This is a genomic window from Bradyrhizobium jicamae (assembly GCF_018130695.1).
In the GTDB taxonomy this organism is placed as follows: Bacteria; Pseudomonadota; Alphaproteobacteria; order Rhizobiales; family Xanthobacteraceae; genus Bradyrhizobium; species Bradyrhizobium jicamae_B.
In genome coordinates, this window is sequence record NZ_JAFCJX010000013.1 from 33,628 (window position 1) to 53,902 (window position 20,275).

Here is a 20,275-nt window from a genome sequence, read left to right on the forward strand (position 1 = left end):
GTCGAAGTAGTTGGCCGTCAAGGCGCCCGTCCAGAACCGCAGGAACCACTGGATCATCAGTGACCACACAATCCAAAGCAGAACCAAGACTATGATTTCTGCGAACACGGGCTGATCCTATCAAGTTGCAATCGCCCCCTCACTCATGATCCGGATGCTGATGGCTGACGATGGTCGCCATCTTCTCCGGGCCGTAATTCTGCATCGTGGTCTGGCTCGGCAGATTGGCAATTCCGACCACCCAGCCGAGGCGGGATTCGGTTCCATATTGGCGGGTCGGCACCACCCGGTCGGGGCGATCGAAGGCGCCGGTCATGATCTCGATCCGCGGGCCGTCGATGCGATGGAAGCTCAAGGGCGTGCCGCAGGCGGCGCAGTAGTCGCGTTCGGCGATCGATGAGGACTTGAACGAGGCCGGCTTGCCGCGGGTCCAGGCAAAATTCTCGCGCTCGATGTCGGCAAAGGACGCGAACGGCGCGCCGGACGCCTTCTGGCACATCCGGCAATGGCAGATGCTGATCTTGGCCGGCACGCCGGTGACTGCAAAGCGGACCGCGCCGCATTGGCAGCCGCCAGTCAGCACATGTTTGGGGGTCTCAGCCGTCATGCGTGCTCCATCCGCCGGTAGGCGTCCCGCAGCGTGGCAAGCGCATCGCCGCCGGCGAACACGAAGTCGCCGACGCCGGCTGCGCGCAGCGCTGCTTCCTGGTCGCCGGGCCGGCCTGCCAGATAGATATGTCTTGCGCCGGCGGCTTGAAGGGCCTTGGCCGCCTCAGCCGCCCTGTCGGCATAGACCTTGTCGGAGGAACAGACGCAGGCCGTCGCGGCGCCCGAGGCCTTAAAGGCCGCGGTCAGCGCCGCCGGATCGGCAAAGCCGCCGCTGTCGATCGCCTCGATGCCGCCGGTCTCGAAGAAACTCTTGGCAAAGGTCGCGCGTGCGGTGAAGTCCGCAGCCGTACCGAGATTGGCGAGGAAGAGCTTTGGCCGCGCGCCGCTCGCTTTCAACTGCGCATCCGACTTGTCGCGCAGCGCCTCGAACGGCTCGGCAAGCCGCATCGGCGCCAATGCGTCGAACGTGATCCTGGCGTCAGCCACGGCCATTGGCGCGATCGGCTTCACGTCGAGCACGCTGGCATCGGCCTCATGCAGGTTCGGGAATTCGCTGGCGCCGGTCAGCACGTCGCGGCGTTTGGCGATTGCGGCTTCGCGCGCCGCCCGCGTGGCCGCGACCTTGCTCTGGATCAAGCCCTGCTCGAGGGCCGCAAAGATGCCGCCGGCCTTTTCGATCTCCTGGAACAGTACCCAGGCGCTCTCGCAGAGCTGCGACGTCAGCGTCTCGATGCCGCCGGAGCCAGCGGCGGGATCGCTGACCTTCGCCAGATTGGATTCTTCCAGCAGCACGAGCTGGGTGTTGCGCGCGGCGCGGCGGGCAAAGTCATCGGGCAGGCCGAGCGCCAGCGTGTGCGGCAGCACCGTGATCGCGTTGGCGCCGCCAAGGCCGGCGGAGAATGTCGCCATGGTCGCGCGCAGCATGTTCACGAAGGCGTCGCGCTGGGTCAGCATCCGCCAGGCGGTCTGCGCGCTGACGAAGGCCGGCTTCGGCGATAGCCCGCAGGCCTGCTCGACCCGCGCCCACAGCAAGCGTACCGCGCGGAATTTCGCCAGCGTCAGGAACTGATCGGCGTCGGCGCTGAGGCGGAACGAGATCGCGGAGCGCGCCGCATCGAGATCGATGCCGGCCGCTTCCAGCATACGCAAATAGGCCACCGCAACACCGAGCGTGAACGCGAGCTCTTGCACCTCCGAGCCGCCCGCGTCGTGGATCGGCCGGCCATCGGCCAGCGCGAAGGGGCCCTTGAAGCCGCGCTTGATTAGGCCGCTGACCACCTTGCCGAACGGCTTTTCATACTCGGCCCAGGCCGCGGTCGCGGCGCCGCGCACGGCGACGGTGCTGAGCGCCTGATAGTTGAAATGGAGGTCGAGCTTGGCCGGGTCGATCTTGCGCGCCTCGATCACGTCGGCAAAGCTCTCGCCCGCGTTCTCGCGGCCGAGCACCGGGTTGAGCGCGATCATGATGCCGGCATCGAGATAGATGCCGTCGCAAGCCTTTGCGAGCGTTTCCTTCGAACCGTCGGCGAGGCCGAAGCCGCGCGCGCCGGGACCGCCGGCGAATTCGAATTCGAGGCCGGTCGCGCCGTTCTCGAGATCATGCAGCGCCTGCGCGTTGGCCGCTCGCGCGTCGGGGTGATCGACCCGCTGCAGGATCTGCCAGGGGGTGGCGGCCGCGCGGCCAGGAACCGGGCTCGCGTTGGCGGCGCGGCGATAGATCGGGTCGATCTTCAGCCCGTCATAGGTCTTGCCGACCAGCTTCTCGAACGGCGCGCCCTTCAGCACGCCGTCGACCAGCTTGCGCCAGTCCTCATAGGTCGCCGGTGCAAAATCCGCGGCCAGCCGCAAATCGTCAGTCGAGGTCGTCATCCGCCCAATCGGTCCTTCGCCGGCCCCAATGGGGCCTCTTGATTTGGCCGGAAATTGCCACGGGCGGACCGCCAAGCCAAACGGTTGTTTTGAGCGCCTTGTTTTGACGCGTTTTCTTAACGCGAACCGGTGCCCACTTCGCTGGAAAACGCTTTAATCGAGGTCCGGCAGCCTCAAAATACCGTCGGTCGACAGCCCGGCCAGCGCGTCCCCGACGCGGCGTCCGCCAATCAGGCGGTCGGGGACGATCTCGGCCAGCGGCACCAGCACGAAGGCGCGCTCGAACAAATGCGGGTGCGGCAGGGTCAATTCCGGCTTGTCGAGCCTGATGTCGTCATAGGCGATCATGTCGAGGTCGAGGGGGCGCGGGCCCCAGCGCCGCTCATTGGCGCGGTCGCGGCCGAACTTCTTCTCGATCTTCTGCAGCGTGAACAGCAGCGCGTGCGGATCGAGGCCGGTCTCGATCTCGATGCAGGCGTTGATGAAGTCGTCCTGGTCCGCTTCACCCCAGGGCGGCGTCGCATAGTCCGAGGACCGCGCCAGCAGCGCGCCCTGCGTCATGCCGCAGATGTTGGCGATCGCCTTCTTGAAGGTCGTGCGGACGTCGCCGACATTGCCGCCAAGCGCGATCAGGACGTCAGCCATCGGCGTCAGCTCTGGGACGACGGATGCCGCGAGCGCGTCAGCACCACGCCGACATCGTCGAAGATCGCCGCGATCGGCGCATGCGGCTTGTGTACGGTGACCTTGACCGCGCGGACGCGCGGAAAGCCTTTTAGAATGTCGTCGGCCACCGCGCCCGCGGCGCGCTCCAGCAGCTTGTAGTTGGTGTTCTTGAATGCCGACGTCGCGGTCGCCACCACGTTGGAATAGGAGACGGTGTCGGACAGGCGATCGGTGCGCGAGGATTCCGAGAGGTCGGTGTACAGTTCGAGATCGATCACGAAGCGCTGCCCGACCTCGGTCTCGTGCTCCATCACGCCATGCCGGGCATGGATGACGATGCCGGTGATGAAGATCGTGTCGGTCATTTCTGATCCCCGATTGCCGCGGCCACGCGCAGCGCCTGAACGGTTTCCGCGACGTCATGGGTGCGGATGATGCGTGCGCCATTCTGGACTGCGATGAGATGCGCTGCAATCGAGCCGCCGAGCCGCTGCTGCGGTTCAGAGGGCACGACCGTGCTGATGAAGCGCTTTCGCGAGGCGCCGACCAGCACCGGCAGGCCGAACGCCGACAGTTCGGCCAGCCGCGCCAGCGCGATGATGCTCTGCTCCTGGGTCTTGCCGAAGCCGATTCCGGGATCGAGCACGATCTGGTTGGATGAGATGCCGGCCTTGGCGGCGATCTCGAGCGAGCGGTCGAAGAAGGCGGCCATGTCCTGCATGACGTCGATCGCGGGATCGACGCTCTCGCGGTTATGCATGACGATGACGGGCACACCGCGGGCAGCGACCAGGGCCGCCATATCAGGATCGCGCTGCAGGCCCCAGATGTCGTTGGCAATCGCGGCGCCCTGGTCGAGTGCCCAGGCTGCAACCGATGTTTTCATGCTGTCGATCGAGACGGGAACGCCCAGCGCGACGACGTCGGCCAGGATCGGCTGCAACCGCGCCAGTTCATCCTCGGCCGTCACCGGCTGCGAGCCATAGGGGCGGGTGGATTCCGCGCCGATGTCGATGATGTCGGCGCCGTCGGCCACCATCTTGCGGGCCTGCGCCAGCGCCGGCTCGGGCGCGATGAATTGCCCGCCGTCGGAAAATGAATCGGGCGTCACGTTGAGGATGCCCATCACGGCCGGATACGGCCTGGACAGCGGCGTTGAGAGCACCGGATTGCCGGTGGGGCCGGTGGCGGCTGCTGCGAATGGCCTTGTCGCGATCATGCGGTCGCTTTGCGCGGTCCGCGCCAGCGAGTCAAGGTAGTTGCAAGGGGTGAGAGAGTTCGGGGCGGAAGCCGCCCGATGACTAATACGTAATCTTCGGCTGCAGCTTGCGCGCCTGCTCGATGATCTGCTCGACCGACTTCTCGGAGGGGAGGGTGCGGACGAGTTTCCGCCTGACGTTGGCGTCCTTCATGCTCTGCGCCAGCCGTGCCGGGTTACGCTGCGCGAGCTCGCGCACCGTGGTGACGCCGGCCGCGCGCACCAGGCCGACCTTGGCCTTGCCCATGCCGGGAATCCGCATGTAGTCGGAGAAATTGGCCCATTCGAGCAGCTGCTGTTCGCTGATCCCGGTCTTGGACGCGAGTGCCTTGCGTCCCCTCACATTGTGAGCGGCCTCAAGCAGCGCTTCGGTGGTGCGGATACCCTGTGATTTCAGCTTTGCCGCGCAATAGGCGGACAGGCCTTCGATCTCGGAAAGGGGATATGTCATGGTACTCGTATGCAATAGACAGGAGCGAGAGACGGGGAGAGCGGGCCTGAGAGGCTACGAGAGCTGCTTCAAGCGAACTGGCTGAGTCCCGGTGTCCCCGCGATGATCTCGCCCATTTGATCCGCTCCGATTTTGTCGCGCCCGAACCTGAAAAGTTCACGTGCAACGCTCTGAATCTCACTCATGCTCAAACCAAGCGCCATCAATCGCGTGCCGACCGCCATCAGGCCGCCACCCATCAGCCGCGCAAGACCGCCACTGCTGTTGTTGGCGGCGATCGCCGCTTCGGCACCGGGAATCTGGTCGATCAGAGCCTGGACTTTGTCGGAAGGTCCCTCGTTACGGAGGAAACCCAGAACGATGCCGATGGTTTTTTCAGCCACAGCACTATCGATGCCGGCCTTGGCGGCCAGCCGTCCGATCAGCTCGTCCATATTTACCCCGCCCTCGACCGGATTTTACCGGTTAGTTTCTTAAGGAAATGATCTTGAGCGCCTGCGAACTGAAATACAAGCGATCAGCGCAGATCGATGCCTTTTTATTCTTAGATCGCGTCGCAACTGTTGCAACGATGCAAGTGTGAGCGCGCGATTCACGCCATCTTGTCGCAGCGCGCAATATGTTTCCGCGTTCGGCTTGGATAAAAGTATGAGAAAGATGGTCACGGGGTGGCGAGATGCTCCCACCCGCCGATGGTTTCAAATGACCGCCAAGATACAAAATATCGACAACATGGAATAAGGTGTGTTGCCGGACGAGACATTGATCCGGCGATGCGCGAAGAGGCGATGCGATGGCAACTCCCGACAACAAGCTGGCCGATACCGACGAGAAGATTTTTATCGGCAAGGGTGAGCAGGAGGCATGGCTGACGCTTGCGCTCGCCAATCGCCACGGCCTCGTCACCGGTGCGACAGGAACCGGCAAGACGGTGTCGCTGCAGGTCATGGCGGAAGGATTTGCGCGGGCCGGCGTTCCCGTCTTTGCAGCCGACATCAAGGGTGACCTGTCAGGCATCTCCGAGGTCGGCGAGGCCAAGGACTTCATCCTCAAGCGTTCCCAGGACATGGGGCTGAATTTCCAGCCCGATCAGTTCTCGACCGTGTTCTGGGATGTGTTCGGCGAGCAGGGCCATCCGGTGCGCGCCACCGTCACCGAAATGGGCCCGCTGTTGCTGTCGCGGATGCTCGATCTGAACGACGTGCAGGAGGGTGTGCTCAACGTCGCCTTCCGTGTCGCCGACGAGAACGGCCTGACCCTGATCGACATGAAGGATCTGCGCGCGCTGCTCGACGCGATCGCGCCCGCCGGGGCCAAGAAGGCCGACGACGAAGCTGGAGATTCGCTGGAGCCGATCCGCAAGGCGGCGCAGAGCTACGGCAATGTCTCCAAGGCCACCGTCGGCACCATCCAGCGCCAGCTGCTGGTGCTGGAGAACCAGGGCGGCACGAAGTTCTTCGGCGAGCCGGCGCTGACACTGAAGGATTTCATGAAGACCGACAGCGACGGCCGCGGCATGGTCAACATCCTCGTCGCCGACAAGCTGATGCAGAGCCCGCGGCTCTACGCCACCTTCCTGCTCTGGATGCTGTCGGAGCTGTTCGAGGAATTGCCGGAGGCCGGCGACCTGCCGAAGCCGAAACTGGTATTCTTCTTTGACGAGGCGCATCTCTTGTTCACCGACGCGCCGAAGGCGCTGATGGACAAGATCGAGCAGGTCGTGCGGCTGATCCGCTCCAAGGGCGTCGGCGTCTATTTCGTGACCCAGAACCCGATCGACGTGCCGGACAAGGTGCTGGCCCAGCTCGGCAACCGCGTGCAGCACGCGCTGCGTGCCTTCACCCCGCGCGACCAGAAGGCGGTCGCCGCGGCCGCGCAGACCTTCCGGCCCAATCCGAAGCTCGACACCGCGCGCGTCATCATGGAGCTCGCCAAGGGCGAGGCGCTGGTGTCGTTCCTCGAGGGCGGCGGCACGCCGTCGATGGTCGAGCGCGTCATGGTGCGGCCGCCGTCGGCGCGGATCGGACCAATCACGCCCGACGAGCGCAAGAAGATCATGGATGCGAGCCCGGTGAAGGGCAAATACGACACCGCTGTTGATGCCGAATCCGCCTACGAGATCATCCAGAAGCGGCTGTCCGGCACGGCGGCGCCGGCGGAGGGCGGAGAGGGCGGTGGCGGTATCCTCGGGCACATCGGCGAGATCGCGGCCACGATCTTCGGCACCAATGTCAAGCGCGGGCGGATGTCGACCGGACAGGTGATCGCCCGCAGCGTCACGCGTTCCGTCACCGACAAGGTGATCGGCGGCGTGGTGGCCGATCTCGGCAAGTCCGTCGGCGGCTCGATGGGCGCCTCGATCGGCCGCTCGCTGGTGCGCGGCGCCCTTGGCGGATTGTTGCGGAGGTAGTATCCCGCACATTTCGTTACAATCGTTGGAACGAGCTGTGCTGAGATATCCGTCGTTTCGAGCGCCGCTCGATCTCCTGTTCTTCGTCTGCTGTCTCGCGCTGACCGCGGACGTGCTGGTTCCCGAGATCTGGGGCAACGGCAAGACCAAGGACTATCCGCTGTGGTACTGGGCCGGGCAGCAGGTGCTGCACGGTCTCAACCTCTATCCGCTCAATCCCGACGGCTATTTCGATTTCATCTATCCGCCGCTGTCGGCAGTGCTGCTGGCGATCCCGGCCTTCCTCGGCAAGATCCCGCTTTATCTGGTCCTCTGCCTGCTCAACGTCGTCGCCTGGTGGATGACGGCGCAGTTCTCGCACGCGATGGCGGGATCGGGCCGCAAGCCCAACATGTGGCTCGAGGCGCTGCCCGGCATCGTCACCGTGACCTTCGTGTTCGACATGTTCGACCTCGGGCAGCCGAACTTGATGCTGCTCGCGATGATGCTTTACGGCTTATGGCTGTTGCGCGGCGAGCGGCCGTGGCTCGCCGGCGGCATGTTTGCGCTGGCGACGGCCATCAAGGTGTTTCCGGTCGCGGTGCTGCCCTATCTCGTCTGGCGCCGGCGCTGGCGCGCGGTCGCCGGCATGATCGTGTTCCTCGGCATCTTCCTGTTCGTGCTGCCGGCGCCGTTCCGCGGCTTCCAGCACAACGCGACCGAACTTAAGACCTGGTACCAGGGCATGGTCGCGACCTCCTCGGAAAAGGGCTTCGGCAAGCGCGACGAGCAGAACTGGTCCTGGGTCAACCAGTCGATCATCGCCATGACGCATCGCCTGACGCGTCCGGTCAATTACGTGCAGGACGATCTGTCCAAGCCGCCGCGCTACATGAATGTGATCGATGTCGAGTTCAAGACCGCGAACTGGATCGTGCTGGCGATCTCGGCGCTGATCGGCCTTGGCTATCTTGCGGTGATGCCGCCGGCCGCGCGCCGCACCGAGAAATCGGACGCCGAGGAGATCGGCATTCTGTTCTGCCTGATGACGGTCGCCTCACCCTTGGCGCGGCAATACTACTTCATGTGGCTGTTCTTCCCAATCACCGTGCTGCTGCATCGCGCGGCCTATGATCCGCGGCCAAAAGTGCAGGTGGTGACGTGGATCCTGCTCGCGATCGCGGGCCTGTTGCTGCTGCTGTCGCTGCCGCTGTTTCCGATCGAGCTGCAGGCCTATGGCAACAATCTCGCATCCGCGGCGCTGCTGACCGCGGGGCTGGTCTGGCACATCCTGAACCCGCCGCGGGAGCAGGAGGCGAAAGCCTTGCCTCCGGCCGCCGGAGGACTACAACTCGGTGCAACGCCCAACCAATAGGGATCTCAAGCGATGTCCACCACACAACTGCAATCGGTCCTCGACCGCATCGATTCCGATTTCGACAACAGCCTCGAACGGCTGTTCACGCTGCTGCGGATCAAGTCGATCTCGGCCGATCCTGCCTTCGCGGGTGACTGCAAGGCGGCCGCCGATCATCTCGCCAAGGATATCGCAACGCTCGGCTTCAAGACCGAGGTGCGCCCGACCGCCGGCCACCCGGCCGTGGTCGGCAAGTTGAACGGCTCGACTGACGGACGGCCGCATGTGCTGTTCTACGGTCATTACGACGTGCAGCCGGTCGATCCGCTGAACCTCTGGCACCGCCCGCCGTTCGAGCCCGTCGTGACCGACCATGCTGACGGCCGCAAGATCATCGTTGCGCGCGGCGCCGAGGACGACAAGGGGCAGCTGATGACCTTCGTCGAGGCCTGCCGCGCCTGGAAATCGGTGACGGGATCGCTGCCGGTCGACATCACCATCGTGATCGAGGGCGAGGAGGAGGTCGGCTCGAAGAACTTCGTGCCGTTCCTGGAAGCCAACAAGGCCGACTTCAAGGCCGACTTCGCATTGGTCTGCGACACCGGCATGTGGGATCCGAACACGCCGGCGATCACGACGTCGCTGCGCGGCCTCGTCTACCAGGAGGTCAAGATCAAGGCGGCGAGCCGCGACCTGCATTCCGGCGTGTTCGGCGGCGGCGCGCAGAATCCGATCCGCGTGCTGACGCGCATCCTCGGCGGCCTGCATGACGAGAACGGCCATATCACCATCCCCGGCTTCTATGACGGCGTGAAGGATCTGCCGCCGGATATCCTGGCGCAGTGGAAGAACCTGAACCTCACGCCGGAGTCCTTCCTCAAGCCGATCGGCCTGTCGCTGCCGGCCGGCGAGAAGGATCGTCTCCTGATCGAGCAGGTCTCCTCGCGCCCGACCTGCGACATCAACGGCATCGTCGGCGGCTACACCGGCGAAGGCTCGAAGACCGTGATCCCGGCGGAAGCATCCGCAAAGATCTCGTTCCGCCTCGTCCCGGGACAGGACCCCGACAAGATCCGCCAGGCGTTCCGCGACTACGTCTCCTCACGCGTGCCCGGCGATTGCAAGGTCGAGTTCATCGATCACTCCAATGCGCCCGCGATCGCCCTCGACTGGAACATGAAGCCGCTCGCCGCCGCGCGCAAGGCGCTGACGGAGGAGTGGGGCAAGGAAGCGCTGCTGATCGGCTCGGGCGCCTCGATTCCGATCGTAGCCGACTTCAAGAATACGCTCGGCCTCGACAGCGTGTTGATCGGCTTCGGCCTCGACGACGACAACATCCATTCGCCGAACGAGAAGTACGACCTCAAGAGCTATCACAAGGGCATCCGCTCCTGGGCACGGATCCTCGCCGCGTTCGCCGAAGCCAAATAGCGGGCGACGCGGACCCCGAACGTAAAAACGCCGCCCGGAATTGGGCGGCGTTTTGATTCCGCGTAGAGGTCTATGGCGGACAGCCTACCTCAAATTCATGAAAGTTCAATCACGATAGCCCGGGTTCACCCGGTCGAGCTTGCGCAGCAGCGGCGGCCAGACCAGCGTGGTCGAGCGCAGTTCCGCGCGGTCGGGGTTGGACAATAGCTCGGTGTTCTTGTCGATGGCGAGTTGCTCGACCGGATAGGTCGCGCCCAGCATCCGCGTGCGCACCTGCATCGAGCAGGCCCGCTCCAGATGGTACATCCGCTCGAAGGCCGAGGCGACCGAGCGGCCGACCGTCAGCGTGCCGTGATTGCGCAACAGCATGTGATTCCTGGTGCCGAGGTCGTGCTGCAGGCGCGGGCGCTCGTCGTGATCGAGGGCGATGCCCTCATAGTCGTGATAGGCCAGATCGTGGGTGACGAGCTGCGCGGTCTGGTTCAGCGGCAGCAGGCCCTCGCTGGCGCTGGAGACTGCGGTGCCGTCGACGGTGTGGAGATGCAGCACGCAGCCGGCATCCTCGCGCACTTCATGGATCGCCGAATGGATGGTGAAGCCGGCCGGGTTGATGCTGTACTCGCTCTTGGAGAGCTGGTTGCCGTCGAGATCGACCTTGACCAGGCTCGACGCCGTGATCTCGTCGAACATCAGCCCGTAGGGATTGATCAGGAAGTGATGCTCCGGTCCCGGCACGCGCGCGGAGATGTGGGTGTCGACGAGGTCGTCCCAGCCATAGAGCGCGACCAGCCGGTAGCAGGCGGCGAGGTTGATGCGCTGTTCCCACTCCGCCGCGCTCATATCCGACGGCACTTCTTTCAGGCGTGCTTCTGCTGGCGACATGGCCGGTTCCTCCAATTGATTGGCTGGCGCGGAGCCTAACGCTGGCGTCGGCCCGCAGCAAGGCAGCGGGCCGGCGTGGCAGTCATGTCGTCGTGAAAAGGTGAAGCATGGTCGGCCATCGCGCTTTGGCGACAGGATCATGCTCGGGTATCGCGCGACAGGGCGATATTCCGCCCCGGCGCCGTTGCAGTTACGGCGCGGGAATCGCGAGCAGGCTGGAAATGCTGCGGCCGCGGATGTCGTAGACGCGGGCGAACACGACATCGTCGCGCTTGATCTCGACCATCACAGGCGCGGTCAGGCCCTTGCAGTAGAACTCGCCGAGCGTCATCGCGAAGTCGGCGGCGTTGCTGTCCCAGCCGATGGTGAAGTCGGGACCGAGCGCGACCTGGGCCGGACGCTGCGGACCGCACACCGCGACCTTCCACTTGCGGTGCTGCGGCGGTACTTCCTGCCGCTCGGTGAGCTGCTCGCGCAACTCGTCGGAAGCCTGCTTCAGCGCCAGGCCCCAATAATCCAGCATGAAGTAGTTGTCGGCCGTGCGCACCGTACCGGCGATGTGGTTGAAGTGGGTGTACTGGTAGGGATGCAGGCGGATCATCTCGCCGAGCGGCAGCAAGAGGCCGAACGCGAACACCGCCACGGCGACGGGCTGCCAGCTGCGCTTGTTCTCGCCGAGCCAGTTCATGCCGCGCGCGAAGGCGACACCGCCGAGCACGGTCATCGGCGGGATCACGAAGATGAAATGGCGGATGCCGTTATAGAGCGCCGGCCGCTTCACCATCGCGACGACCAGCGGCAGGGTCGCTGCCATCGTCAGCATCAGCATGATGGTCTTGCGGCGAGCCGGCACGTCGTTGCGCGACAGTGACGTGAGGGTGAGGACCACGGCCGCGGCCAGCAGCACCAGCAGCACTTCCGGCATCTGCAGCGCGAACAGCGTCGGCAGATAGGACCAGGGCATGTCGGGCACCGAGACCAGCGCGCCGTCGAACATCTCCTTCCACGGCTTCTCGAAGAAGTGCGAGAAGTAGGTGACGGCCTCGAGCGGATGGCCCGGCTCCATGATCGACCACGGCCAGACCAGACCCATCACGAGATAACCGAAGGCCAGGCCCGGCATCAGCACATAGACGACATGAGCGAAGCGATGCGCCGCCTCGCGCACGCCTTGCGTGCGATATTCCTCGAGCAGCAGCGGCATGAAGCCGACCGCGGCATAGATCAGCGCCAGCCCGCCGAGCACGCGGCAGCCGAGCGCGAGGCCGGCGCCGAAGCCGACGATCAGGATCGTGCGCGGCGAGGGCGCCGGATATTCTTCCGCGAGGCGCACCAGGCCCATGATCAGGATGATCATGGCGACCGCGAACGGCGCGTCCTTCGGGTTCATGAACATGTGGCCGTAGAAGGTCGGGCACAGCGCGAGCAGCAGCAGCGCGGCGAGCCCGGCCAGCGGGCCGCCCACCCGGCGCGCCAGCCGCCAGGTCACGGCAAGGCCGACGACGCCGACGATCGCGCCGACCAGGCGGCGCGTCTCGAACAGTTCCAGCGGAATGATCTTGTGCAGCAGGGCGGCCGCCATGTCGAAGCCGCCGCCATACATGTAGAGATTGGCGAACGACAGCGCCGCGGTGTCCTTGAACCCGGACCCGTACATGCGCAGCAGGAGGTCGGCATACTCGGCGTGGGTGTAATCGTCCCAACCCAATCCGTAATCGCGAAATGTCAGACCGGCGATCAAGGCGACCGCGCCGAGAGCAATCAGCGCGAGATCGTCGCAGGTCTTCTCGATCGAGCGCCGCGCAGGCGTATCGAGGGCAGACGTTGTAATGGAAGACATGGCTATTGGTACCGGCGTCCCTGTGGCCCAGCTGACGCGCTTCAGGGCCTCATTCCCCGGCATCCATATAGCGCAGTTCCCTTTCCAAGTAATTGGCAATTGTGGCGTAAATTCCCTGATGCATTGCAATAATTTGGCAGCAATTCGTAGGTGGTAGAATTACGGGAAAAATGGACCCTCGGTCGCCTCTGGATCGCGCGAATTCGCGCGTATGATTCCGGTGGGTGACGGGTTCACCGAGGAACCCCGCCTGCAATTGGCGGTTGGCGATGTGGACAATATGACGGTATCGTGGCGTTGGCGGCTCCGCAGGGATTTCAGGCGGGCCCGGGGGTTGGTTCGATGGTGATCGGTTTGTTGGTCGCGGGTGCGGTCCTCGTGGTGGGGGGACTGGCGGCGATCGGCTTTGGAATTCCCATTAGGGATTTTGGGCTTGGCAGCACGCTGATGGTGACCGGCGTGACTGCGCTTTGCGGCGGCGCGATCGTGCTGGCGGTCGCGGCTGCGGTGCGCGAACTGCAGACGATTGCCCGGCGGCTGGGCAGCGGCGTGCCCGCAGGGATAGGCCAGGGAACACAGTCCGCACCTGCAACTTCTCCGCGTGCAGCCCCCGATGTCGCCTTTCCGCCGCTTACGCGTGACCAGCCATCCGGATTCGACGTTCCTCCACCGCCACCGGCGCCCCCAACCGCGCCGTCAGCCAGTCCGCCGCCCTGGCATGAGGAGGTCGGCCAGCGTACTGGCGCGCGCGGCGAGGCACCTCCGCCGGCACCGCCAATCGCCCCTCCCGCGGAGGCGCCCAAGCGACGCAATCTGCTGTTCTCCTCGACCTCGCGGAAGGAGCGGGAGCGCGCCCAGGCGCGGACGGCCGAGCCGCTGCCGCCGGACCTGCTCTCGGCGGACCTGCGCCCGAATCCGCCCGCAGTGCCACCAGCCGCCGAGCCAAGCGAGCCGGCGCCCGCCACCTTTGACGACGCCTGGCCGAAGTCCGAACGGCCGCGATCGGTCGATGTTGCGCCGCGGCGTCCGAGCCGACCGCTGACCCCGCCCAGCGACACCAATGGGACGGCCCCGTCGCCGGCCCATCCGCCGGCGCCAGTCGAACAGCCACCGGTCACCGTGCTCAAGTCGGGCGTGGTCGACGGCATGGCCTATTCGCTTTATTCGGATGGCTCGATCGAGGCCCAGATGCCGGAAGGCATGATGCGCTTTGCCTCGATCGACGAGCTCCGGTCGCACCTCGACCACCGGTCGTAAGCGCCGCGCAATACTTGCCGACAGAATAAAACGCCGCCGTTCTTGTCAGAGCGGCGGCAATCCCCTCATATTCGCCAAGTAGTTCGGGATTCTCCGATGTATTCGTGCGGCCGGTATACTGTCCGGCGCGCCGCGCGACCGAGCCCAAGGGAAGATTGAACCATGTCCGACGCCGCAGGCAAAAGCCCGGTCGAACTGACCGCCAACATCGTGTCGGCCTATCTCAGCAACAACCCGACCCAGGCCTCCGAGATTCCGAGCCTGATCAGCCAGGTTCACGCGGCGCTGCTCCGGGTCGCAACCGGACGGCCCGAGGCGCCGGCCGAGCCGGCGAAGCCTGCGGTGTCGATGAAGAAGTCGATCACGCCGGAATATCTGGTCTGCCTGGAAGACGGCAAACGCTTCAAGTCGCTGAAGCGTCATCTGCGCACGCAGTACAACATGACGCCGGAACAATATCGCGAGAAATGGGGCCTGCCGGCCGACTATCCGATGGTGGCGCCGAACTACGCGGTGGCGCGTTCGCAGCTCGCCAAGAAGATGGGGCTCGGGCAGCAGGCGCGGAAGAAGAAATAGTAGCTACGAGGCCGCTGCGAGCGCCTCGCGCGCATCGTTCTTGATCCGCTCGACCATCGCGCGCAGACCGTTGGACCGCTGCGGCGTCAGATGCTCGCCGAAGCCGAACTCCTTGAACAGCGCCAGCGCGTCGGTTGCCAGGATCTCCTTCGGCGTATGGCCGGAGAACAGCGTCAGCGTGATCGCGACCAGGCCGCGCACGATGTGGGCATCGCTGTCGCCGCGATAATGCAGCAGCGGCTCGCCATTGCCATTGCGATCGATCCGCTTCGACAGCCAGACCTGGCTGACACAGCCCTGCACCTTGTTTTCGGCGGAGTGATCCTCCTCCGGCAGCGGGTCGAGCGTGCGGCCGAGCTCGATCACGTAGCGGTAACGGTCGTCCCACTCGTCCAGCAGCTCAAAATTGTCCCTGATATCGTCGATCGTCGTCATCGTGGCCCGCGCAGATTTCTCTGCGCCTTATATAGGAAGGCAGGCCGCGAAAGCGATGAAAATGGAACGGGTTCCGCCCCTAAATTGACCTCACTTCGTCGGCGGCAGCCGAAATTCGATGGCCTGGTCGTCCATGGTCAGGGTGTCGCGCGAGGCGACATTGCTGGCCTCGTCGATACCTTCGCCGCCGATCGAGCCGGTGTGATCCGGCTTCTTCTCGGTGATGATATGATAGACCTTGCGCGCGCCGTCGGTGGCGCGCTGGCCGATCGCGGTCGCGGCCTGCCCGCCGACCTCGCAGGCCGCAGGCTGGCGCTTGCAGAACTGGCCCATGTCGTTGATCGCAGCCGTCGCAGCCGAAACGGCATCCGACGCGCTGATCTGCGGCGTCTTGTCCGATTCAGGTGTTTTGTCCCTCGGCAGCAGCACGAGCACAAGCCCGAGCCAGAATGCCAGACGCAACAGGAAAAACATCGCGCGACCCCGGTAGCCTCTTTTGCTTCATTTGCGGTCGATGCCGCAGTTGGCCCTGACGTAGCAGGCGTGGATAAACCGGAAGTATTTGCATTGAGGTAAACTCGCCGAAAATTCGCTGAAAATTGGCCGGAATCGATTCGACGTAAATATTCGATTGATGACGGTCGCATGGATGGACGATTCGCGGGCTCATCGCCGTGTCCACCATTTCGAAACCATAGCCCGTCACATCCGGAAACCTGTCGTTCACCATCCTCGACAAATGGGCACCGAAAGCTGCGCGAATTCCCCGCGAACACACGCTGTCGGGTGGTGGGCCTGCCGGCCTTAGCGTTCGTTTAAGTTCGCTCTGACACGGTGGCGGAAAGATCAAGGAGGCGTTCCGGCGCGTCTGTCTGACGATGAAGCCGAAGCGCGAGTGCTGTGAGTGTTGTGAGTCTCATCCGCGAATGTCTCGATGCGCTGCTGCATCCTTCGGCGCGATATGACGCGCTGATGCGTGCCCGCCATCGCGCCTTCATGGCGCCGCGTCTGCTCGGCAGCCTGGCGGCGTTCGCGGCGTTCCCCGTCTATCTCGCCATGCGCGGTGCGCCCACGGCGGTCGAGGTCGCTGCCTTTGCCTGGCTGACTGCGCCAATCCTGCTGTCCTGGTTCCTGTCGCGCACCGGCCACTATGAAAGTGCGCATGTGCTGTCATCGGTGGCGCTCGCCGGTCTCGTGCTGATGATCGCCGTGACCACTGGCGGCATCGAATCATTCGCCGCGATCTGGCTCGTCGTGATTCCGATCGAGGCGGCGCTGTCGGCATCGCGGCGGGTCGTTGCCTTTGCCTTTGCGCTGGCGATGTCGTGCGCGTCGCTGCTGATCGTGCTCGGTCACTATCATGTGTTGCCGGCTGCCGATCTCGGTGCGGCCACGCATGCGCTTTACGGTTTTGGCGTGGTGTCGGCGACGCTTTATGCCGCCGGCCTCGCCTTTGGCGCGGAATCGCTGGCGCGGACCAGCGTCGCGCTGCTCTATCTCGAGGAAGAGCGCTATCGTTTGCTGGCGCATCACATGAGCGATGCGCTGTCGCGCCACAGCCGCAACGGAGCGGTGCAGTTCATCTCGCCGGCTGCCGAGGCGATGGTTGGCGTGCCTGCGACGCGCCTGCTCGGCCATGGCCTGTTCGACCGCGTCCATGTCGCCGATCGTCCCGCCTATCTCACCGCGCTGTCGGATGCTGCGCGGGGCGGCGAGGCGCGCAGCGTCGAATTCCGCCTGCGTCGCGACACGATGCGGGACCAGGCCATCGCCGCCGATTTCATCTGGGTCGAGATGCGCTGCCGGCCGCTGGAGCAGAATTCGCAGGAGTCGGAAGTCGTCGCCGTGATCCGCGACATCACCGACCGCAAGATGCAGGAGCAGGCGCTGGAGCTCGCGCGCCACGCGGCCGAGCAGGCCGACGCGTCGAAGACCCGCTTCCTCGCCACCATGAGCCACGAGCTGCGAACGCCGCTCAACGCCATCATCGGCTTCTCCGAGATGATCGCGCAGGAAGACGTGCTGATGCTGGATTCGGCGCGGCGCAAGGAATACGCCCAGCTGATCAACGATTCCGGCCAGCATCTGCTGTCGGTGGTCAACGGCATCCTCGACATGTCGAAGATGGAAACCGGCAATTTCGAGATTTCGCCGGAGCCGTTCGCGCCGCGGCCCGCGCTGGTCAACTGCTGCAACCTGCTGGCGCTAAAGGCGCGCGAGGGCGGCGTCGATCTCGCCACCCGTGCGCCGGACGATCTGCCCGATTTGAACGGGGATCCGCGCGCGTTCAAGCAGATCGTGCTCAACCTCGTCTCCAATGCCATCAAGTTCACCGAGCGCGGTGGCAAGGTGACCGTTTCGGCCTCTGTCGAGGGCGCGCGGCTGATGCTGCGTGTCTCCGACACCGGCGTCGGCATCGCCGCCGATGATCTCGAGCGGATCGGCGATCCCTTCTTCCAGGCCGGCAAGACCTATCAGCGCCGCCATGAAGGCACCGGCCTCGGACTGTCGATCGTCAAGGGACTGGTCAACCTGCACAACGGCGAGTTCAACGTGCAGAGCAAGGTCGGCGAAGGCACGATGGTGACGGTGGCGCTGCCGCTGTCATTCACGCCGCCGGTCGCCAAGGAGCCGTCGAGCAACGTCGCAACCCTGAAGCCCGCGCTGCGATCCGGATTACAAGAGCAAGTTCATCAGGTGAAGAAGAGTGCCTAGACAGACCTTGGACGATGACGAGATGCCGCGCCGCCGTCGCAAGGCCAAGGCGGTCGCGATCGAGCCGGAACAGGAGCGGGGCCTGTTCCTGCGGATGCTGCTGCATAGCCCGAAGGACATGGTCGCGGGTCTGCTGGCGGCCTCCGCCGTCGTTGCGATCCTGACCAACGCGCTGTTCCTGCAGGCCGGCCGTCATCCATCGCCGATGTTCGGCAACTCCGTCGTCACGCTGCCGCCGCCTGCGCCCGTCGCAGCGGTCGCCAATCCCTTGCCGCGTCCGCGCCCGGTCGAGGCCGCTGCGCGTCCGGTGGAGGCTGTCGAGCCGCCGAAGCCGGTCGAGGCCAGACCTGTTGTTGAGGCCAAACCGGTCGAGGCAAAGTCGTCGTCCGACCCCATGGCCAACCTGGTGACGAAATCCACCAGCGCGCCGCCGGCTGCCGCAGCACCGTCGAACGTCGTGCGTCCGCCGGCGCCGATCCCGTCCAATCTGAGCCCGGCCGGCAAGCGCATCGCCGCCGTGCAGCGCGCGCTGACCGAATATGGATACGGCCAGCTCAAGCCGACCGGCACCATCGGCGTAGACACCCAGAACGCGATCGCGAAGTTCGAGAAGGCGCGCAAGCTGCCGGTGACCGGGCAGATGTCCGATCGTCTCGTGCATGAATTAGGCACAATGATCGGCCATTCGATCGAGTGACGATCATCCGTCGCCCAGCAGCACCTCGCTGACCTCGTCGGAAAACTGCTTTCGTCGTCCGCCGATCACGACCCATTCCGGATCATCGCGATCCGGCATGGCGCGGGGCAGGCCATGATCGAGCAACGCCCGCGCGCAGCCGGCCCAATCACCGCCATCGACCGGCGTGTTGAGAGAAGCCCAGGACAGCGAGCCGCAGGCGTTATCGCCGAAGCCATGCTGCTCGGTCCATTCGGCGCCGTGCGCGAGCAGGAAGCGCGTCAGATCAGCGTCGCCGCGAAACACCGCATGATTGAGTGCCGACGCATCCCAGTCGCCGCCGCGCACCGCGATCGGCCATCCCAGCCTCACCATCAGCCGCACGCCGGTCTCGCTACCTTCGGAAGCGAGGTCAGGAAGCAATCGCAGTTGTTGCTCAGATAGTGCTTTCGGCAGATCGGGCCGCTTGGCCTGGATGCGACGCGCCTCGCTTTCGTTGCCTGACGTGCAAGCCGCGACGAACTGCTCTTCGTCGGAGACGTCTTCCAGGCCGGTGCGCTCGCGCAAGAGATCGGCGACATCAGTCAGGCCGAATTGCAGCGCCAGCCGATAGGCGCTGACGCCATCGGGCGTCGTCACCGCCGCATCCGCGCCGGCATCCAGCAACGTCGCGATGCATTGGTGGGATCGCCGCCGACGGATCGCCCATAGCAGCGGTGAACCCCAGTCCGTCAGCGGCGGATTCGGCGGCGGCTCGTTCGGATCGCCGCCGTGCTGCAACAGCAGCTGCAGGGCAGGGACGTTTTCGAAATCGAGCACGTGATACATCGCGTTCGTCCCGCCGATGCGGGCGCCGTGCTCGAGCAGCAGGCCCGTCGTCACGAAAGCTTCGAGCGAATGATAGAGCGACTCGTTGTCATCAGGGTTGGCACCGGCATCGAGCAGCATCTTCGTCAGCTCGAGGTCGTGATTACGTCCCGCTGCGCCATAGAGCGCGGACAGCGGATTGCGCTCGTCGGGCTCTGCAAGTGAGGCCGGCGGCCAGCGGCTGCTGATCTGCTGGTTGGGATCGGCGCCGGCCTCGAGCAGCAGGCGCGCGCAAGCGTGCAGGCGTGCGCGGAATTCCGCGATCGACAGCAGGCTGGAATGCGTGACAGCAACCAGCGGCGGCAGTTTCAGCGGTCCGCCCGGGCGATTGATCCAGGTGGAATCCATCGCGATCGCTCGCCGCAGCGCAGCCTCATCGCCGATCACGCAGGCAACAGAGGGATCGCCAGCCGCGAGATCAGGTGTCTCGGCGAGCATCCGTGCTGCAACGCGCGGGTTGGCGCGATTGGCGTTGCCATCGACGTCACCGGCGTAAACAAGTTCGAGCCATCGCATCACACGATCCGCGCGGCCCTTATCAGGTGCCGGTTGCGCCTCGACGTAGCGCGCCAGGTCCTGCCAGGAGAGAAAGCCGAGATCGCGCGCGACGCAGGATTGCGCGTCGTGCAGCCGGAGATCGAGCGCCGCGATCGCGTCGTCGCTCAGGCCTGCGGCAGACGGAAGTGAGTTGCGGAAGCGGGACAAGGCCTCGGGCGCGCGCTGGCGATAGAGGCGGATCAGGTCCTTGGCCTGCTTCTTCAGATGATCGAGATTCAATCGCGCGGCCGATCGGTTCATGGCAACCTCCGTGCATCAACGCCGATGGTCCACAAAACCGGCTGCACAAAGGCTCGATTTGCCGCGTTCGACATGCAAGTGGGTTCAACCCTTCCCGTGGACCCGGGCGCGGCTTGCATCGCGCATCGCCACGATAGGAAGGTCGCGCGCCAGGGTCAACCCGCGATTGGACGCGGCGTCGCGGCTCGCCTATAGGATC

General features: G+C 64.9%; 19 protein-coding genes. 7 read left to right on the forward strand and 12 right to left on the reverse strand.

Going from position 1 to position 20,275, the window contains the following annotated elements:
- Positions 1-139: 139 nt before the first annotated feature.
- From JQ604_RS19915 to JQ604_RS19945, 7 genes are all read right to left on the reverse strand, one after another.
- Positions 140-607 carry a GFA family protein gene (locus JQ604_RS19915; RefSeq protein WP_212360128.1) on the reverse strand — a complete coding sequence of 156 codons (468 nt, stop codon included), beginning with the start codon at positions 605-607 and terminating at the stop codon, positions 140-142.
- Positions 604-2,478 carry a methylmalonyl-CoA mutase subunit beta gene (locus JQ604_RS19920; RefSeq protein ID WP_212360131.1) on the reverse strand — a complete coding sequence of 625 codons (1,875 nt, stop codon included), beginning with the start codon at positions 2,476-2,478 and terminating at the stop codon, positions 604-606. Before JQ604_RS19920 ends, JQ604_RS19915 begins: the two co-directional genes overlap by 4 nt.
- A gap of 153 nt (positions 2,479-2,631) precedes the next feature.
- Positions 2,632-3,123 carry a 2-amino-4-hydroxy-6-hydroxymethyldihydropteridine diphosphokinase gene (folK, locus tag JQ604_RS19925; protein ID WP_212360135.1) on the reverse strand — a complete coding sequence of 164 codons (492 nt, stop codon included), beginning with the start codon at positions 3,121-3,123 and terminating at the stop codon, positions 2,632-2,634.
- Positions 3,124-3,128: 5 nt separating this feature from the next.
- Positions 3,129-3,509, reverse strand: coding sequence for a dihydroneopterin aldolase (gene folB / locus JQ604_RS19930; protein WP_212360138.1), 381 nt, complete (start codon positions 3,507-3,509; stop codon positions 3,129-3,131).
- Positions 3,506-4,363: a dihydropteroate synthase gene (gene folP, locus JQ604_RS19935; protein ID WP_212360142.1), complete on the reverse strand. Its 858-nt coding sequence runs from the start codon at positions 4,361-4,363 to the stop codon at positions 3,506-3,508. Before folP ends, folB begins: the two co-directional genes overlap by 4 nt.
- 82 nt (positions 4,364-4,445) lie before the next feature.
- Positions 4,446-4,853 carry a DUF4332 domain-containing protein gene (locus JQ604_RS19940; RefSeq protein WP_212360145.1) on the reverse strand — a complete coding sequence of 136 codons (408 nt, stop codon included), beginning with the start codon at positions 4,851-4,853 and terminating at the stop codon, positions 4,446-4,448.
- 68 nt (positions 4,854-4,921) lie between these two features.
- A complete protein-coding gene (locus tag JQ604_RS19945; protein WP_212360149.1) occupies positions 4,922-5,287 on the reverse strand; it encodes a DUF2267 domain-containing protein in 366 nt (121 codons plus the stop codon).
- A gap of 359 nt (positions 5,288-5,646) precedes the next feature.
- On the opposite strand from JQ604_RS19945, the gene JQ604_RS19950 reads away from it, so the two are divergent.
- Genes JQ604_RS19950 through JQ604_RS19960 form a run of 3 tightly spaced genes read left to right on the forward strand, consistent with a single transcriptional unit; the run spans position 5,647 to position 10,030 of the window.
- A complete protein-coding gene (locus tag JQ604_RS19950; RefSeq protein WP_212360152.1) occupies positions 5,647-7,263 on the forward strand; it encodes a helicase HerA-like domain-containing protein in 1,617 nt (538 codons plus the stop codon).
- Between the two features lie 37 nt (positions 7,264-7,300).
- Positions 7,301-8,617, forward strand: coding sequence for a glycosyltransferase family 87 protein (locus JQ604_RS19955; protein ID WP_349631124.1), 1,317 nt, complete (start codon positions 7,301-7,303; stop codon positions 8,615-8,617).
- 12 nt (positions 8,618-8,629) lie between these two features.
- Positions 8,630-10,030: a M20/M25/M40 family metallo-hydrolase gene (locus JQ604_RS19960; protein ID WP_212360156.1), complete on the forward strand. Its 1,401-nt coding sequence runs from the start codon at positions 8,630-8,632 to the stop codon at positions 10,028-10,030.
- 105 nt (positions 10,031-10,135) lie between these two features.
- On the opposite strand, the gene JQ604_RS19965 is transcribed toward JQ604_RS19960, so the two are convergent.
- Together JQ604_RS19965 and JQ604_RS19970 are read right to left on the reverse strand one after the other, a co-directional pair.
- Positions 10,136-10,912: a class II aldolase/adducin family protein gene (locus tag JQ604_RS19965; protein ID WP_212360160.1), complete on the reverse strand. Its 777-nt coding sequence runs from the start codon at positions 10,910-10,912 to the stop codon at positions 10,136-10,138.
- A gap of 190 nt (positions 10,913-11,102) precedes the next feature.
- The gene (locus tag JQ604_RS19970) at positions 11,103-12,752 is read right to left on the reverse strand and encodes a glycosyltransferase family 39 protein (protein ID WP_212360163.1); all 1,650 of its coding nucleotides are present in this window, start codon (positions 12,750-12,752) and stop codon (positions 11,103-11,105) included.
- Between the two features lie 342 nt (positions 12,753-13,094).
- Between JQ604_RS19970 and JQ604_RS19975 the strand changes: the two genes are divergently transcribed.
- Positions 13,095-14,009, forward strand: coding sequence for a DUF308 domain-containing protein (locus tag JQ604_RS19975; RefSeq protein ID WP_212360167.1), 915 nt, complete (start codon positions 13,095-13,097; stop codon positions 14,007-14,009).
- 162 nt (positions 14,010-14,171) lie between these two features.
- Positions 14,172-14,585 carry a MucR family transcriptional regulator gene (locus JQ604_RS19980; RefSeq protein ID WP_212360171.1) on the forward strand — a complete coding sequence of 138 codons (414 nt, stop codon included), beginning with the start codon at positions 14,172-14,174 and terminating at the stop codon, positions 14,583-14,585.
- A gap of 3 nt (positions 14,586-14,588) precedes the next feature.
- On the opposite strand, the gene JQ604_RS19985 is transcribed toward JQ604_RS19980, so the two are convergent.
- Together JQ604_RS19985 and JQ604_RS19990 are read right to left on the reverse strand one after the other, a co-directional pair.
- Positions 14,589-15,020, reverse strand: coding sequence for a SufE family protein (locus tag JQ604_RS19985; RefSeq protein WP_212360175.1), 432 nt, complete (start codon positions 15,018-15,020; stop codon positions 14,589-14,591).
- Between the two features lie 90 nt (positions 15,021-15,110).
- The gene (locus tag JQ604_RS19990; RefSeq protein ID WP_212360179.1) at positions 15,111-15,494 is read right to left on the reverse strand and encodes a DUF5330 domain-containing protein; all 384 of its coding nucleotides are present in this window, start codon (positions 15,492-15,494) and stop codon (positions 15,111-15,113) included.
- Positions 15,495-15,920: 426 nt separating this feature from the next.
- On the opposite strand from JQ604_RS19990, the gene JQ604_RS19995 reads away from it, so the two are divergent.
- The gene (locus JQ604_RS19995; protein ID WP_212360183.1) at positions 15,921-17,735 is read left to right on the forward strand and encodes a PAS domain-containing sensor histidine kinase; all 1,815 of its coding nucleotides are present in this window, start codon (positions 15,921-15,923) and stop codon (positions 17,733-17,735) included.
- A 22-nt stretch (positions 17,736-17,757) separates the two neighbouring features.
- The gene (locus tag JQ604_RS20000; protein WP_249158462.1) at positions 17,758-18,432 is read left to right on the forward strand and encodes a peptidoglycan-binding domain-containing protein; all 675 of its coding nucleotides are present in this window, start codon (positions 17,758-17,760) and stop codon (positions 18,430-18,432) included.
- A gap of 3 nt (positions 18,433-18,435) precedes the next feature.
- Here the strand turns inward: JQ604_RS20000 and JQ604_RS20005 are convergent, their stop codons facing one another.
- Positions 18,436-20,076 (reverse strand): ankyrin repeat domain-containing protein, encoded by a 1,641-nt coding sequence (locus tag JQ604_RS20005; protein WP_212360189.1) that lies wholly within the window; start codon positions 20,074-20,076, stop codon positions 18,436-18,438.
- Positions 20,077-20,275: the final 199 nt, after the last annotated feature.

Excerpts from the sequence above, each read along its gene's own strand:
- JQ604_RS19915 (WP_212360128.1), bottom strand. The coding sequence starts at position 607 with ATGACGGCTGAGACCCCCAAACATGTGCTGACTGGCGGCTGCCAATGC.
- JQ604_RS19920 (WP_212360131.1), bottom strand. The coding sequence starts at position 2,478 with ATGACGACCTCGACTGACGATTTGCGGCTGGCCGCGGATTTTGCACCG.
- folK (WP_212360135.1), bottom strand. The coding sequence starts at position 3,123 with ATGGCTGACGTCCTGATCGCGCTTGGCGGCAATGTCGGCGACGTCCGC.
- folB (WP_212360138.1), bottom strand. The coding sequence starts at position 3,509 with ATGACCGACACGATCTTCATCACCGGCATCGTCATCCATGCCCGGCAT.
- folP (WP_212360142.1), bottom strand. The coding sequence starts at position 4,363 with ATGATCGCGACAAGGCCATTCGCAGCAGCCGCCACCGGCCCCACCGGC.
- JQ604_RS19940 (WP_212360145.1), bottom strand. The coding sequence starts at position 4,853 with ATGACATATCCCCTTTCCGAGATCGAAGGCCTGTCCGCCTATTGCGCG.
- JQ604_RS19945 (WP_212360149.1), bottom strand. The coding sequence starts at position 5,287 with ATGGACGAGCTGATCGGACGGCTGGCCGCCAAGGCCGGCATCGATAGT.
- JQ604_RS19950 (WP_212360152.1), top strand. The coding sequence starts at position 5,647 with ATGGCAACTCCCGACAACAAGCTGGCCGATACCGACGAGAAGATTTTT.
- JQ604_RS19960 (WP_212360156.1), top strand. The coding sequence starts at position 8,630 with ATGTCCACCACACAACTGCAATCGGTCCTCGACCGCATCGATTCCGAT.
- JQ604_RS19965 (WP_212360160.1), bottom strand. The coding sequence starts at position 10,912 with ATGTCGCCAGCAGAAGCACGCCTGAAAGAAGTGCCGTCGGATATGAGC.
- JQ604_RS19970 (WP_212360163.1), bottom strand. The coding sequence starts at position 12,752 with ATGTCTTCCATTACAACGTCTGCCCTCGATACGCCTGCGCGGCGCTCG.
- JQ604_RS19975 (WP_212360167.1), top strand. The coding sequence starts at position 13,095 with ATGGTGATCGGTTTGTTGGTCGCGGGTGCGGTCCTCGTGGTGGGGGGA.
- JQ604_RS19980 (WP_212360171.1), top strand. The coding sequence starts at position 14,172 with ATGTCCGACGCCGCAGGCAAAAGCCCGGTCGAACTGACCGCCAACATC.
- JQ604_RS19985 (WP_212360175.1), bottom strand. The coding sequence starts at position 15,020 with ATGACGACGATCGACGATATCAGGGACAATTTTGAGCTGCTGGACGAG.
- JQ604_RS19990 (WP_212360179.1), bottom strand. The coding sequence starts at position 15,494 with ATGTTTTTCCTGTTGCGTCTGGCATTCTGGCTCGGGCTTGTGCTCGTG.
- JQ604_RS20000 (WP_249158462.1), top strand. The coding sequence starts at position 17,758 with ATGCCGCGCCGCCGTCGCAAGGCCAAGGCGGTCGCGATCGAGCCGGAA.
- JQ604_RS20005 (WP_212360189.1), bottom strand. The coding sequence starts at position 20,076 with ATGAACCGATCGGCCGCGCGATTGAATCTCGATCATCTGAAGAAGCAG.